The following is a 13,608-nucleotide window of genomic DNA, read 5'->3' as shown; positions in this document are numbered from 1 at the left end:
TAAGGGCGGAAGCTCAGCCCGGCCTGTCGCGGTTTGTGGCGATCTGGTGCAGGCCTATGCCAAGAGACGGCGCAGCACTGAAAAGCCCCGCAAATACACGCCCCGCGCGGCCCGCATCGCCCCAACGCGCGCAAGCGCCGCCGCCGGTATCACCACGAGCGCCCAGAACGCAAGAATGGCCGCGCGCCGGGCCGGGGTCGGCGGTTGGCCGAGGATGCGGCGGCTGCTTGTCACGTAATCCGAGAGAACCTGGGGTTCTGCATCGCCAAACTGTGCCCGCAGGCGGCGCATTTGGGTCAACTCAAAGCAATCGTCGGCGCGGCCCAGAAGCCCGACGGCGGCGGTGGTCATGACGCAGTCTGGTTCCTCGGAACAAAAGCCGTCCTTGCGGACAGTCCGGATCAGTTTGTCGATGACAACGCCGGTCCCGTTCTCGATGGCGAAGTAAATTCCGGTAAGATCGATATAGGCAGACATGACGCGGTCCCCGCCTGCGGTCATATCAAGCCTGATCTCCTGTGCATCGAAGAGCGCGCGATAGACCGGCTCGGACAGGTCTTCGAGGGTCACGAGGTGGTAATCGATTGAACTCGTTGTGCCCATGGGGGTGTCGTCGACGCTGATCTGCATCTCGATGCCATTCGCGAGAAGTTCGACCGCTGAAACCTTTTCTCCGGTCTCAAGGCGGAAGCCGCCGGGCGAGAATTTAACGTCGGGTGTGTTCTCACGCCCGGGGGGAAACACGAGGACCAGCTTCATCTCTCTGGTATCGGAGATCCTTTTGCCGTTGTAGCGGCCGGGAACGACGGTTGATCGTCTGAGCGTCGCAGTGAGGTGTGCAGCGCGGCGGAGCTCGCTCTCGGAGTGGGCGTCCGGATCCTCGCGCCAGTCGCCGGTGAGCCGCGCGTCATACGTCCAATCACCGATACTGTGTCTGGCTTTGCAATCGCCCGGGTCCTGTTGTGCTGCGAGGGGCCGGGCGACTGCGCAGGCCGCTGCGGCGGTGGCGAGGAGGTGGCGTCGTTGCATGGGTCAGGTCCTTCCGCGATAGGGTTCCACATATTGGAGCGCCAAGTCCCACGGAAAGAAAATCCAGGTGTCCTGGCTCACTTCGGTCACGTAGGTCTGGACGAGTTGTCGACTTTTCGGTTTGGCATAGACGGTTGCAATATGGGCATGGGGCAGAAGCGCGCGCACCACTTCGAGCGTGCGCCCGGTATCCACCAGATCGTCGATCACGAGCACGCCGTGACCATCGCCGACAAGCTCGGCGTCGGGATGTTTGGTCACCACGGCCTGACCTTGGGTTTGGTGATCATAGCTTTTGACCGAGATCGTGTCGACGGTGCGGATATCGAGTTCGCGGGCGATGATCATGGCGGGGGCCATGCCGCCGCGGGTGATCGCGACCACGGCGCGCCAGCCGTCTTCGGGTGCCACGCCCTGAAGGCGCCATGCGAGGGCGCGGGCATCGCGGTGAAGCTGATCCCAACTGACGTGGAAGCCTTTTTCGTGCGGAAGCGGATCGGTCATGGCGGTCGTATCTTTGGTTAGCGTTGCAGAAGAAGGCGCAGGCCGAGAGCGGCAAGAACAGTGGCCGCGATTCGGTCAAGGAGCGGCTTGAGCGAGAGATAGCCATCGCGTGCGGGTCGGGTTGAGAGCATGGCAGCGAAGGCGCCATAGGCCAGCCACTCGACCGCGAGGTGATTGAGCGTGATGAGGAGCGCCCCGCCCATGCCAAGGTCGCGCGGGAAGATCACGACAAGGACCGAGGCGGCAAAGAGCATGGACTTAGGGTTGCCGAGATTGACGAGCAGCCCGCGCAGCACATGCCCCCCGGTCCGACGCGGGGGTGCCGCAGAAAGCGGCGTGCGGGCCTCGCGCCAGATCGTCACAGCGAGATAGAGGAGATATCCTGCGCCGAGCACCTTGAGCGCGAGATAAGCCCATGGAAAGAGGGTGAAGGCCACGCTGAGCCCCAAGAGCGCCAGCAATGTCCAGAGCGCGGCCGCCATGCCAAGCCCCATCCCCACCAGCGCCCCCGCGCGCCGGCCTTCGGTCAGGCTGGTGCGCAGCGCCACGAGCATGGCCGGGCCGGGACTGATCAGGGCGGCGATGAGCGTCAGGTTGAAGGCGATCAGGTGGCCCGCGTCCATGGCGCGCGTCAGCCTTCGGTCGCGTCGATGTCCGGGGCGTCCACCGCTTTCATGCCGACGACATGATAGCCCCCGTCCACATGCAGGTTTTCGCCGGTGGTGCCGCTACCCAGATCGCTGAGAAGGAAGAGCGCGGCCTTGCCCACGTCGTCGGTGGTCACGTTGCGGCGCAAGGGCGAATTGAGTTCGTTCCATTTGAGGATATAGCGAAAATCGCCGATGCCGGAGGCCGCCAGTGTCTTGATCGGGCCGGCCGAGATCGCGTTGACGCGGATGCCGTCCTTGCCAAGGTCTTCGGCCAGATACATGACCGACGCCTCAAGCGCGGCCTTGGCGATGCCCATGACATTGTAATGCGGCATGACCTGTTCGGCGCCGTAATACGTGAGCGTGAGCATCGACCCACCATCTGTCATCAGTTTCTCAGCGCGCTTGGCCACGGCTGTGAAGCTGTAGCAGGAGACATCCATCGTGTTGAGGAAGTTCTCGCGGCTGGTGTCGATATAACGCCCGCGTAACTCGCTCTTGTCGGAAAAGCCGATGGCGTGAACAAGAAAGTCGATCTTGCCCCATGTTCTTTCGATTTCGGCAAAGGCCGCGTCTATTGAGTCCGGATCGGACACGTTGCAATCGTAAAGATGCTTGGCGCCCAGCGACGCCGCCAAGGGCTCGACCCGTTTTTTGAACGCGGCGCCCATATAGGTGAAGGCAAGTTCGGCGCCGGCACCGGCGCAGGCACGCGCGATGCCCCATGCGATGGACTTGTCATTGGCGAGGCCCATGATAAGCCCGCGTTTCCCTGCCATGAGTTGATTTGACATGTCCCATCCTTGGCCAAGTTCGTGATCGTGCCCTCCCGTGTAGGCCAATGGCATTGGGGCATCAAGTCTGAGCGGAGGGATTATCGGTGAGGGTGACGTTGTTGCACGGTGTGCGTGCGCGCATGGTTGCACGGTGTGCGTGCATGGTTGCGACATAGAGGCGCAAGGGGTGTTCGGGCGAAAACCGTGATGCAGGTTTGGAGCGGAACGTATTAGGATGGCGCGAAAAGGGAGGATGCCGGATGGTCGACCGCACGGGAATTTTTTCAGGGGACGATCCGTTCGTGATCGCGCAACGCTGGCTGGATGAGGCCAAGATGACCGAACCCAACGACCCCAACGCCATGGCGCTGGCCTCGGTTGATGAGGGGGGGTTGCCCAACGTGCGCATGGTGCTTTTGAAGTCGATCGCGCCGAACAGTATCGTGTTCTACACCAATTACGGCAGTGCGAAGGGCCGCGAGCTTGACGGTCAGGGCAAGGCCGCGATGGTCATGCACTGGAAATCCTTGCGCCGCCAGATCAGGATGCGGGGCGTCGTCACCCGCGAAGAGGGACCGGAGGCGGATGAATATTACGCCTCGAGGTCGCTTCAGAGCAGGCTGGGGGCTTGGGCGTCGAAGCAGTCCGAACCGCTCAAGTCACGACAATCCCTGATGGCGGATGTCGCGAAAGTGACCGCGTCAAAGGGCACGAATCCCCCGCGCCCGCCATATTGGGGCGGCTACAGGATCACCCCTGTGGAGATCGAGTTCTGGGCCGATGGCGCATTCCGGTTGCACGACCGATTCTGCTGGACCCGCGAGAATGCCGAAGCCATGTGGCAGATTGCGCGCCTCAACCCATGATTCTCGCGTCACGCAAGCCGCAAAAGTCTATGTCATATGACGCGGCGAGCTTGCACTAGAGCGTTATTTCGCGCAATCTCTTGACGCGCAGGGTGCAGCCAAACCAGCGCGGGCGCAGCACAAACGGGACCGGACATGGCCGACAATACTCGCAGGGTGCATGGGCACGTGAAATGGTTCGACCCCGTGAAGGGGTTTGGTTTTGTCGTGGCCGAAGAGTCCACCAAAGACATTCTTCTGCATGCAAATGTGTTGCGCAATTTTGGCCAAAGCTCGGTTGCCGATGATGCGGGGATCGAAATCGACGTTCAGGAAACCGAACGTGGGGAACAAGCGGTGGTGGTGCATGCGATCACGCCGCCGGACCCGCCCGAGGGCAGCGGACTGGTCGATCTTGACGAGGCGGACCCCGAGGCCATCCGGCATGCCCCGCTTGAGCCGGCGCGGATCAAGTGGTTCGACAAGGGCAAGGGATTTGGCTTTGCCAACACGTTTGGCTGTGACGAAGATGTGTTTTTGCACATTGAGGTGCTGCGCCGGTCCGGGCTTGCCGATCTTCAGCCGGGGGAGGCACTGGCGATTCGCGTGATTGATGGTAAACGGGGGCGCATGGCTACGGAGGTGCGCGGATGGGAAAGTGCGGTAAATTCGTCGGAATAGTCCTCGCGGCGGTGTTTGCGATGGGGAGTGCTGCGGCGCAGGCCGCGTGCCGGGCCGATCAGGTGCATCTGGGCGGAGACTGGGGACAGGCGCGGTTCGTGGTCGAGGTCGCGGACGACCGGGCCGAGCGGAACCGCGGCCTCATGTTTCGCGAGAGCCTGCCGCAAAGTGCCGGCATGCTTTTTGTGTATGACCGGCCCGGTCGCATCTCGTTCTGGATGAAAAACACGCTTATCCCGCTCGACATCATCTTTCTCGACCGGACGGGCACTGTGGTGAATATCCACGCCAATGCCGAGCCGCTGAGCACGGCTCAGATCTTTGGCGGAAAGCGGATTCAATATGTTCTGGAGATCAATGGTGGGCTGGCGTCACGGCTGGGTGTGACCGAGGGCAGCGTGCTGCGGCATCCGGCGTTGGATCAATCGCGCGCCGCTTGGAAGTGTTAGGCCTTTTCAAACGCGAGAATCGCGGATAGACCACGCGCACGGTCCGGGGCGTGGCGCAGTCTGGTAGCGCACCTGTTTTGGGTACAGGGGGTCGTGAGTTCGAATCTCGCCGCCCCGACCATTTCCTTCTTAGACATCTTTCACGGTCTTTCAGAAACGCGCAGCCGCGCGCGGCACTGTGTGACAACGGGCCTTTGTCGGGGGTTCTTTGACACCCTTTGGTTGGTTCAGTGGTGATGGCTACAATATGTGGTGTGGCACCTTCGCATCGGTTTGGCGGGTGCTTTTGCAATCCCGGCGTGTATCGTGGATCGGCTCAACATTTTTTTTGCGGGTCCGAGTTATTCGAAGCCGGGATTTCGAAAGCTGGGGATAACGCGGTATGAAATTGCCGTGATGTGTGAGGCGGTCGCGCTAAGCCCGCAAAACCTTTCGGCTTTTGGAAACGCGGGCGCGAGGCATGCAGGGGAAGATCATGCACAGGCCACTGGGTAGGAATCGTAAGCCGGGTGGAGCCATCTTTCATATGCGTCACAGGTCAAGGCAAATTTCGCCGGATCGGTGTAAAAATCTCGTTGACCAGAGCCCCTGAAATACGCCAGTTTGTGCGAACCGGCAGCCAAGCCACAATATATAGTGTCGCGAGCCGGAGAGGGACACGATACCCAACCAGATACCGGGCCTTTAACCCGGACGGGAAAACCGCGTCGGAACGGCTGTGTCCGGGGCGCAGGATGCGTGTTGCCTTTCGCCGGGCAGTGGTCTTGCCGAGTTGGTCGGGGCCGGGGTTGGAACAAGCTGAAGACAGAGGCAGTATAATGAAAATCGAAAGACGATTCACCAAGGCAGGGCAGGACGCATACGCAGAGCTGGATTTTGTCACGACCAGCTCGGAAATCCGCAATCCCGACGGAACAACGGTTTTCAAGCTCGACTCGGTCGAAGTGCCGGCAAGCTGGAGCCAGGTCGCGAGCGACGTGATCGCGCAGAAGTATTTCCGCAAGGCAGGCGTGCCTGTGCGGCTTAAGAAAGTGAAGGAAGAGGGCGTTCCGGAGTTCCTGTGGCGGTCGGTCCCCGACGGGACGTGCGACCGCACGGGCGAGACAAGTGCGAAACAGGTCTTTGACCGTCTGGCGGGCGCATGGACCTACTGGGGCTGGAAGGGCGGCTATTTCAGCACCGAGTCGGATGCGCGTGCCTATTTCGATGAGATGCGCTTCATGCTGGCCGATCAGATGGCCGCACCCAACAGCCCGCAATGGTTCAACACCGGCCTGCACTGGGCTTATGGCATCGATGGCCCCGGCCAAGGGCATTACTATGTCGATCATGAGAGCGGGACGCTGACCAAATCCACCAGCGCGTATGAGCATCCGCAGCCCCATGCCTGTTTCATCCAGTCGGTTGCCGACGACCTTGTGGGCGATGGCGGCATCATGGATCTCTGGGTGCGCGAGGCGCGGCTTTTCAAATATGGCTCGGGCACCGGCACCAATTTCAGCAGCCTGCGCGCCGCCAATGAGCCGCTCTCGGGCGGTGGCAAATCCTCGGGCCTGATGGGGTTCCTGAAAATCGGCGACCGCGCGGCGGGTGCCATCAAGTCGGGCGGCACCACGCGCCGCGCCGCCAAGATGGTGATCTGCGACGCCGATCACCCCGATATCCAGGAATTCATCAACTGGAAGGTCAAGGAAGAGCAGAAGGTCGCCAGCATCGTCGCCGGGTCGAAAATGCACGAGCTCAAGCTCAACGAGATTTTTGCCGCGATCCGCGCCTGGGATGGCAGCAATGAGGATGCGGTCGATCCCAAGAAGAACGAGCAGCTCAAGGCGGCCATTCGTGGGGCCAAGCAGGTGCAGATCCCGGAAACCTACGTGAAGCGGGTGCTGGATTACGCCAAGCAGGGCTATGACAGCATCGAATTCCCGACTTACGACACCGACTGGGACTCCGAGGCTTATGCAAGCGTCTCGGGCCAGAACTCCAACAACTCGATCCGTGTCACCGACGCCTTTCTCAAGGCTGTCGAGAATGACGAGGACTGGGCACTTCTGAACCGGACCGATGGCAGCGTTGCCAAGACGATCAAGGCGCGCGACCTGTGGGAGGATGTGGGTCATGCGGCATGGGCCTGCGCCGATCCCGGCATTCAGTATCACGACACGGTCAACGCATGGCATACCTGCCCCGAGGATGGCGAGATTCGCGGCTCCAACCCGTGCTCGGAATACATGTTCCTTGACGACACGGCCTGTAACCTTGCCTCGATGAACCTGCTGACCTTCTATGATGGCACCAAGTTCGATGCCGAGGGCTATGTGCATGCCTCGCGGCTCTGGACCGTGACGCTTGAGATCAGCGTGATGATGGCGCAGTTCCCCAGCAAGGAGATCGCGCAGCTAAGCTATGATTTCCGCACGCTCGGCCTTGGCTATGCCAATATCGGCGGTCTGTTGATGAACATGGGCTATGGCTATGATTCGCCCGAGGGCCGCGCGCTTTGCGGCGCGCTGACCGCGATCATGACCGGTGTGGCCTATGCCACGAGCGCCGAGATGGCCGGTGAGCTTGGCCCGTTTGCAGGATACAAGCGCAACCGCGATCACATGCTGCGGGTCATTCGCAACCATCGCAACGCCGCTTATGGCGCGACCGAAGGATATGAGGAACTGGCGGTGAAGCCGGTGCCGCTTGACCTTGCGAACTGCCCCGAGGCCAAGCTTGTCGATCTTGCGATGGCAAGCTGGGACGAGGCGCTCAAGCTGGGTGAGAAGCACGGCTATCGCAATGCGCAAGCCACGGTGATCGCGCCCACCGGCACGATCGGCCTTGTGATGGATTGCGACACGACCGGGATCGAGCCGGATTTCGCATTGGTAAAGTTCAAAAAGCTCGCTGGTGGTGGCTATTTCAAGATCATCAACCAGTCGGTGCCTGCCGCATTGGAGAAGCTGGGCTATGGCAGCGCGCAGATCGAGGAGATCGTGAGCTATGCCGTCGGGCACGGCACCATCGGCAATGCGCCGGGTGTCAACCATACCTCGCTTGTCGGGCACGGGTTTGGACCGAATGAGCTTGAGAAGGTGGACAAGGCGCTTGGCAGTGCCTTCGACATCCGCTTTGTGTTCAACCAGTGGACGCTGGGCGAGGAGTTCTGCCGAAATGTGCTGGGTGTTCCGGCCGAGAAGCTGAACGATCCGACCTTCGACATGCTGGCGCATCTGGGATATTCGCGGGCCGATATCGACGCCGCAAATGACCATGTATGCGGGACCATGACTCTGGAAGGGGCGCCGCACCTGCGGCAAGAGCACTATCACATCTTTGATTGTGCCAATCCCTGCGGCAAGACCGGCAAGCGGTATCTGGGCGTGGAAAGCCACATCACCATGATGGCGGCGGCGCAAAGCTTCATCTCGGGGGCGATCAGCAAGACGATCAACATGCCCAACGATGCCACGATCGAGGATTGCCAGAAGGCCTATGAACTGTCGTGGAGCCTTGGGGTGAAGGCCAATGCGCTTTATCGCGATGGCTCAAAACTGTCGCAACCCCTCGCGTCGGCCCTGGTCGAGGATGACGAGGACGCCGCAGAGGTGCTTGAAAGCGGGTCGGCCCAGGAAAAGGCCACCGTTCTTGCCGAGAAGATCGTCGAGAAGGTGATCGTCAAGGAGATCGTCAAATCGCACCGCGAGAAGATGCCCGAACGCCGCAAGGGCTATACCCAGAAGGCCGTCGTCGGGGGTCACAAGGTGTATCTGCGCACCGGTGAATACGAGGACGGCCAGCTTGGTGAGATCTTCATCGACATGCACAAGGAAGGGGCCGGCTTCCGAGCGATGATGAACAATTTCGCCATCGCCGTGTCGGTGGGCCTGCAATACGGCGTGCCGCTTGAGGAGTTCGTCGACGCCTTCACCTTCACCAAGTTCGAACCGGCGGGCATGGTTCAGGGCAATGACAGCATCAAGAACGCGACGTCGATCCTTGACTACATCTTCCGCGAACTGGCCGTGTCCTATCTCGACCGGACCGACCTTGCTCATGTGAAACCCGAAGGCGCCGCCTTTGACGATCTGGGCCGCGGTGAGGAAGAAGGCGTGCGCAACATCAGCGAGATGAGCGAGGACGCCGCGAACCGGTCGCTCGAAGTGCTCAAGCAGATCAGCTCGACAGGCTATCTGCGCAAGCGTCTTCCGCAGGAACTCGTGGTGTTCAACGGCGGGCAGTCGATGGGGGCCACCGCACTGAACGGGGCGGCCGATCCGGTCAACACGCTTCAGACGCTGGTACCCGAAACGGGCGGCACGACCACTCAGGCCATGTCGATGACCACCTCGACCACGGCGGTCGCGATGGACGCGCGCACCAAGGCCCGCATGCAGGGCTATGAGGGTGAGGCCTGTGGCGATTGCGGCAACTACACGCTGGTGCGCAACGGCACCTGCATGAAGTGCAACACCTGCGGCGGAACGAGTGGGTGTAGCTGAACCGGGACCGAGCCGGGCGAGGGGCACGTGCAGCCGCTCCGACGCCCGCGCTCACCAAGGCGGGTGCGCTCGCCTTGGACGACACTCAGGCCGCAGGCAAAAACCGGGCGGTATCAAAGAGTGAGCCTGAGTGGCGAAACTTGATCGGGGGGCCTATGTGCCCCCCGTTTTTCTTTTGGGCCAAACAGGTGCCTTGGCTTTGCGCAGATTTTCAAGCGTTTCGCCTTTGGCCTGAGACATCAGCGAGCGGCAGACCGCTTTATTCCGCGCGCCGGCGCCATTCCTCCCAGACGAAGGGATAGCACCAGACACAGTCATGGGTGTCTGACAGTCGTTCGCGGATACCATCGCGGGCTTCGACAAACGCGGGGTCGAAGAGGTGGAACTGCACCTGAAGCCGCGTGATGCGCTCGATCACCCCGGTGTCGATGAGGGCCGGCAACAGATCGTATTCACCGCCTTCGATATTGATCTTGACGAGGTCGATCTTGGGTATGTCGTGATCTGAGAAAAAATCTTTGACGGCAATGACGTCCGCATCAAAGCTTTTGTCATGGCTGGCCACCGCGGACGACGCGTCGCCAGTGTCGGAGAGAGAGAGCGTGCCGTTCGTGCGGCCAAGGGCAAAGGCGTGGATATGCACGTCGTTGTTGCCTGTGAATTTGTCGCGCAGTTGGGCGGCAAAGTCCGGGTGCGGCTCGAACACATGCACTTGGGCGGTGGGCTGTGCGGCGAGGATCATGTCGGTCCAAGCGCCTTCGAACCCGCCAAAATCAAAGGCTGTCGCATGTTGGGGCAGCCCGTTGTAATCATAGAGGCGGGTGGGCCCGTTCTCGGCCTTCCACTGTTTGTAAGCGTCGTAAAAGACGCCTTTCCACGGGTGGCGACGGCGGTCGAGCCATTTCTTGATAGACGCCATGGTCTGCCCCTCCTGTGTTGTGCGGTGCCTTAGTCGCCAAAGTGTTTCGACATGAACTTGAGGCACCAAACAAGGTTAAAACACGTGCGCCGGTCGGGTGGCGCGGTGCGTTTCGCGGAAATCTGTGCCCCGGGGTTTTCCCGAAACGCTTTAGGCGCTCACGCCCCTCGACGCAAGCTCAGGTTGTTAATTAGCGGTGGGTGCCCACGGATCGAGACCGCCCCAACCTTGCGCAGACAGTCTTCGTCAGTTTCGGGGGCGGGGGAGGCGGCGCCATAAGACGCCTCGGGTGTCCGGTGGGCCGATTGCGCAAAAAGCGGTGCCGCGGCAAAGACAAGGGCCGCAAAGAGGGCGAGATTGCGCATGGCGAACGTCCTTGTGTCGGAAACAGCCTGAGCAAGATAGGGCGCGGCGCGGTGGTGTGGCAACGCTTTTCCACCGCGGGCCGGGTTCGTGCGGGGCGATGTGCGGCAATTGGATGCGCCCCGCAGCTTATTCCCTTTTCATTCGCGCCAGCCCATGCAATAGGGAAGCGCCAAACGACCCCATCCATGGAGACCCCCAATGGAGATTCGTGAGGCCCTGACCTTCGATGATGTTCTGCTTGTTCCCGCGGCGTCCAGCGTCCTGCCCAGCACGGCGGACACGCGCACGCATGTGACCCGGTCCATCGCCCTCAACATTCCGCTTCTGAGTTCGGCCATGGACACGGTGACCGAATCGCGCATGGCGATCTGCATGGCGCAGGCCGGTGGCATGGGCGTCGTTCACCGCAACCTCGACATCGCGCAGCAGGCACAGGAAGTGCGCCGCGTGAAGCGGTTCGAGAGCGGCATCGTTTACAACCCCATCACCCTTACGCCGGATCAGACGCTCAAGGATGCGCGCGAACTGACTGAACGGTATGGCTTTTCGGGCTTCCCGGTGGTCGATGAAAGCCGGCGCGTCGTGGGTATCGTCACCAACCGTGACATGCGCTTTGCCGAGCATGACGACACGCCTGTCAAGGTGATGATGACGACGGATGACCTTGCCATCCTGCGCGAGCCCGCCGACCGGCAGGAGGCGATCAGCCTGATGAAGGCGCGGCGCATCGAGAAGCTTTTGGTGACGGATGGCGGGGGCAAGTTGACCGGTCTTCTGACGCTCAAGGACACCGAGCAGGCCGTGCTCAACCCGACCGCCTGCAAGGACGACCTTGGGCGCCTGCGGGTGGCCGCCGCCACGACCGTGGGTGACGCGGGCTTTGAGCGCAGCGAGGCGTTGGTGGATTCGGGCGTTGACATGGTGGTGGTCGACACCGCGCATGGCCATTCCGAGGGCGTGGCCGAAGCGGTCCGGCGCGTGAAGGCGCTGTCGAGTGACGTTCAGGTCGTGGCCGGCAACGTGGCCACCGCCGAGGCGACACGCGCATTGATCGACGCGGGCGCCGATGCGGTCAAGGTGGGGATCGGGCCGGGATCGATCTGCACGACCCGGATGGTGGCCGGTGTCGGCATGCCACAGATGACCGCGGTCATGGATTGTGCCGCCGCCGCAGGCGATATCCCGGTGATCGCGGATGGTGGGATCAAGTTTTCGGGCGATTTCGCCAAGGCGATCGCGGCCGGTGCCTCCTGTGCCATGGTCGGAAGCCTGATCGCGGGCACCGATGAGAGCCCCGGCGAGGTGATCTTGTATCAGGGCCGGTCGTTCAAGGCCTATCGCGGCATGGGGTCGCTTGCGGCCATGGCGCGCGGCTCGGCAGACCGGTATTTTCAGAAGGATGCGGCCAGCGACAAGCTGGTGCCCGAGGGAATAGAAGGTCAGGTGCCCTACAAGGGGGCCGCAGGCGCGGTGGTGCATCAGCTTGTCGGCGGGCTTCGGGCCGCGATGGGCTATACCGGCTGTGCCACGGTCGAGGAAATGCGCCGCGACTGCACCTTTGTGAAGATCACTGGGGCGGGACTGCGCGAAAGCCACGTGCACGACGTGCAGATCACCCGCGAGAGCCCGAACTACCGGATCGGCTGATGACACCGGCGGCGCGGGTTCAGGCAGGGGCGGAGATCCTTGACGCGATTCTTGCCGGTGAGCCTGCCGAGAAGGCGCTGACCCAATGGGCGCGCCGGTCACGCTTTGCGGGATCAAAGGATCGCGCGGCGGTGCGCGATCACGTCTATGACGTGCTCCGCCGCCGGGCGTCGTGTGGCGCGCGTGGCGGCGGGTGCAGTGGCCGCGCGCTCATGCTGGGCCTGCTGCGACAGCAAGGCGTTGATCCCGATGAGATTTTCACAGGCCAGGGGCATGCCCCCGCACCGCTGAACCCGGCAGAGCGCGCGGCCGGGAATGAGACCGAACCATACGACCTTCCGGCATGGATCGTGCCGAGGTTTCAGGACGCGTTGGCTGAAGACTTTGCCCGGACCGCACGCGCCCTGCGAGAGCGTGCGCCGGTCATGCTGCGCGTCAACGCGCGCAAGGGCGGACGGGACGCGGCGATTGGTGCGCTGGCGCGGGACGGCATCGAGGCACATCCCTGCGATATCGCCGAAACCGCACTTCGGGTCACAGCCGGGGCGCGGCGTGTGAAACTTTCGCACCCCTACGCGGACGGGCGCGTTGAGTTGCAGGACGGCTCGAGCCAAGCCGCCATGTCCCGGCTCGACCTGTCGGGCGTGGCGCGGGTGCTGGATTTCTGTGCCGGGGGTGGCGGCAAGTCGCTGGCGCTTGCGGCGCGCAGCGCGGCGCAGATCGTGGCGCATGACGCGATGCCACGGCGCATGGCCGACCTTCCTGCGCGGGCGGCGCGGGCCGGGGCGCAGATAACGCTCGCCGGTCTGGACGAGGCCGTGGCCGCCGGGCCTTTCGATCTGGTGGTGTGCGATGTGCCCTGTTCGGGGAGCGGCACGTGGCGCCGCACGCCTGATGCCAAATGGCGGTTGACCGAGGCGGATCTTGGCGCACTTTTGCGCACGCAGGACGGTATCCTCGATCAGGCGGCGGGGTGTGTCGCGCCGGGTGGGCTGCTCGCCTATATGACCTGTTCTGTCCTGCGTGAGGAAAACGAGGCGCGCGTCGCTGAATTCATGACGCGACACCCGGACTGGCGAATGACCGAGAGCACACGCTGGCCGGTCTCGGACGCGGGGGACGGGTTTTTTCTGGCGCAATTAAGGCGCGATCGCTAGAGTTCCGGCACATCTTGGGCGGGTTTTTCCGCCTGAGTTAAGCGCACTTTAAGGTTTCTTGCCGAATTGTAGCGCAATCGAATCGGAAAAGTGGT

At 62.1% G+C, this 13,608-nt stretch carries 12 protein-coding genes and 1 tRNA gene; 7 read left to right on the top strand and 6 right to left on the bottom strand.

Annotated features, from left to right (window positions below):
* Positions 1-54: 54 nt before the first annotated feature.
* From V8359_RS05110 to fabI, 4 genes are read right to left on the bottom strand one after another with little or no spacing between them, the layout of a single operon-like run.
* Positions 55-1,029, bottom strand: a complete 975-nt coding sequence (locus tag V8359_RS05110) for a hypothetical protein (RefSeq protein ID WP_336427636.1) — start codon at positions 1,027-1,029, stop codon at positions 55-57.
* A gap of 3 nt (positions 1,030-1,032) precedes the next feature.
* Entirely contained in the window at positions 1,033-1,533 is a 501-nt protein-coding gene (gpt, locus tag V8359_RS05105; RefSeq protein WP_336427635.1) for a xanthine phosphoribosyltransferase, read from the bottom strand.
* Positions 1,534-1,550: 17 nt separating this feature from the next.
* Positions 1,551-2,156, bottom strand: coding sequence for a LysE family translocator (locus V8359_RS05100; RefSeq protein ID WP_336427634.1), 606 nt, complete (start codon positions 2,154-2,156; stop codon positions 1,551-1,553).
* Between the two features lie 8 nt (positions 2,157-2,164).
* A complete protein-coding gene (gene fabI / locus V8359_RS05095) occupies positions 2,165-2,977 on the bottom strand; it encodes an enoyl-ACP reductase FabI (RefSeq protein WP_336427633.1) in 813 nt (270 codons plus the stop codon).
* 242 nt (positions 2,978-3,219) lie between these two features.
* On the opposite strand from fabI, the gene pdxH reads away from it, so the two are divergent.
* The 5 genes from pdxH (at position 3,220) to V8359_RS05070 (ending at position 9,424) form a co-directional block, all read left to right on the top strand.
* On the top strand, positions 3,220-3,825 hold the full coding sequence (gene pdxH / locus V8359_RS05090; protein WP_336427632.1) for a pyridoxamine 5'-phosphate oxidase: 606 nt from the start codon (positions 3,220-3,222) through the stop codon (positions 3,823-3,825).
* A 135-nt stretch (positions 3,826-3,960) separates the two neighbouring features.
* The gene (locus tag V8359_RS05085; protein WP_336427631.1) at positions 3,961-4,485 is read left to right on the top strand and encodes a cold-shock protein; all 525 of its coding nucleotides are present in this window, start codon (positions 3,961-3,963) and stop codon (positions 4,483-4,485) included.
* A complete protein-coding gene (locus V8359_RS05080) occupies positions 4,455-4,934 on the top strand; it encodes a DUF192 domain-containing protein (protein ID WP_336427630.1) in 480 nt (159 codons plus the stop codon). Before V8359_RS05085 ends, V8359_RS05080 begins: the two co-directional genes overlap by 31 nt.
* A gap of 44 nt (positions 4,935-4,978) precedes the next feature.
* A tRNA-Pro gene (locus tag V8359_RS05075) sits at positions 4,979-5,055 on the top strand.
* Positions 5,056-5,752: 697 nt separating this feature from the next.
* A complete protein-coding gene (locus tag V8359_RS05070) occupies positions 5,753-9,424 on the top strand; it encodes a vitamin B12-dependent ribonucleotide reductase (protein WP_336427629.1) in 3,672 nt (1,223 codons plus the stop codon).
* Between the two features lie 259 nt (positions 9,425-9,683).
* Here V8359_RS05070 and V8359_RS05065 read toward each other — a convergent pair whose 3' ends face one another.
* Together V8359_RS05065 and V8359_RS05060 are read right to left on the bottom strand one after the other, a co-directional pair.
* The gene (locus V8359_RS05065) at positions 9,684-10,343 is read right to left on the bottom strand and encodes an FkbM family methyltransferase (RefSeq protein ID WP_336427628.1); all 660 of its coding nucleotides are present in this window, start codon (positions 10,341-10,343) and stop codon (positions 9,684-9,686) included.
* Between the two features lie 158 nt (positions 10,344-10,501).
* Positions 10,502-10,708 carry a hypothetical protein gene (locus tag V8359_RS05060; RefSeq protein ID WP_336427627.1) on the bottom strand — a complete coding sequence of 69 codons (207 nt, stop codon included), beginning with the start codon at positions 10,706-10,708 and terminating at the stop codon, positions 10,502-10,504.
* Between the two features lie 199 nt (positions 10,709-10,907).
* Here V8359_RS05060 and guaB point away from each other — a divergent pair, with 199 nt between their 5' ends.
* Both guaB and V8359_RS05050 read left to right on the top strand, forming a co-directional pair.
* Entirely contained in the window at positions 10,908-12,356 is a 1,449-nt protein-coding gene (gene guaB / locus V8359_RS05055; RefSeq protein ID WP_336427626.1) for an IMP dehydrogenase, read from the top strand.
* The gene (locus V8359_RS05050) at positions 12,356-13,513 is read left to right on the top strand and encodes an RsmB/NOP family class I SAM-dependent RNA methyltransferase (protein WP_336427625.1); all 1,158 of its coding nucleotides are present in this window, start codon (positions 12,356-12,358) and stop codon (positions 13,511-13,513) included. The genes guaB and V8359_RS05050 overlap by 1 nt, the downstream gene beginning before the upstream one ends.
* Positions 13,514-13,608: the final 95 nt, after the last annotated feature.

The organism is Roseovarius sp. E0-M6 (assembly GCF_037083845.1).
Classification (GTDB): domain Bacteria; phylum Pseudomonadota; class Alphaproteobacteria; order Rhodobacterales; family Rhodobacteraceae; genus Roseovarius.
Note: the sequence above shows the minus strand (reverse complement) of the source record. Positions and strands in the feature narration are given on the sequence as shown.

What these genes read in the sequence shown, in the direction of transcription:
- V8359_RS05110 (WP_336427636.1), bottom strand. Translation starts at nt 1,029, where the DNA reads ATGCAACGACGCCACCTCCTCGCCACCGCCGCAGCGGCCTGCGCAGTC.
- gpt (WP_336427635.1), bottom strand. Translation starts at nt 1,533, where the DNA reads ATGACCGATCCGCTTCCGCACGAAAAAGGCTTCCACGTCAGTTGGGAT.
- V8359_RS05100 (WP_336427634.1), bottom strand. Translation starts at nt 2,156, where the DNA reads ATGGACGCGGGCCACCTGATCGCCTTCAACCTGACGCTCATCGCCGCC.
- fabI (WP_336427633.1), bottom strand. Translation starts at nt 2,977, where the DNA reads ATGTCAAATCAACTCATGGCAGGGAAACGCGGGCTTATCATGGGCCTC.
- pdxH (WP_336427632.1), top strand. Translation starts at nt 3,220, where the DNA reads ATGGTCGACCGCACGGGAATTTTTTCAGGGGACGATCCGTTCGTGATC.
- V8359_RS05085 (WP_336427631.1), top strand. Translation starts at nt 3,961, where the DNA reads ATGGCCGACAATACTCGCAGGGTGCATGGGCACGTGAAATGGTTCGAC.
- V8359_RS05080 (WP_336427630.1), top strand. Translation starts at nt 4,455, where the DNA reads ATGGGAAAGTGCGGTAAATTCGTCGGAATAGTCCTCGCGGCGGTGTTT.
- V8359_RS05070 (WP_336427629.1), top strand. Translation starts at nt 5,753, where the DNA reads ATGAAAATCGAAAGACGATTCACCAAGGCAGGGCAGGACGCATACGCA.
- V8359_RS05065 (WP_336427628.1), bottom strand. Translation starts at nt 10,343, where the DNA reads ATGGCGTCTATCAAGAAATGGCTCGACCGCCGTCGCCACCCGTGGAAA.
- V8359_RS05060 (WP_336427627.1), bottom strand. Translation starts at nt 10,708, where the DNA reads ATGCGCAATCTCGCCCTCTTTGCGGCCCTTGTCTTTGCCGCGGCACCG.
- guaB (WP_336427626.1), top strand. Translation starts at nt 10,908, where the DNA reads ATGGAGATTCGTGAGGCCCTGACCTTCGATGATGTTCTGCTTGTTCCC.
- V8359_RS05050 (WP_336427625.1), top strand. Translation starts at nt 12,356, where the DNA reads ATGACACCGGCGGCGCGGGTTCAGGCAGGGGCGGAGATCCTTGACGCG.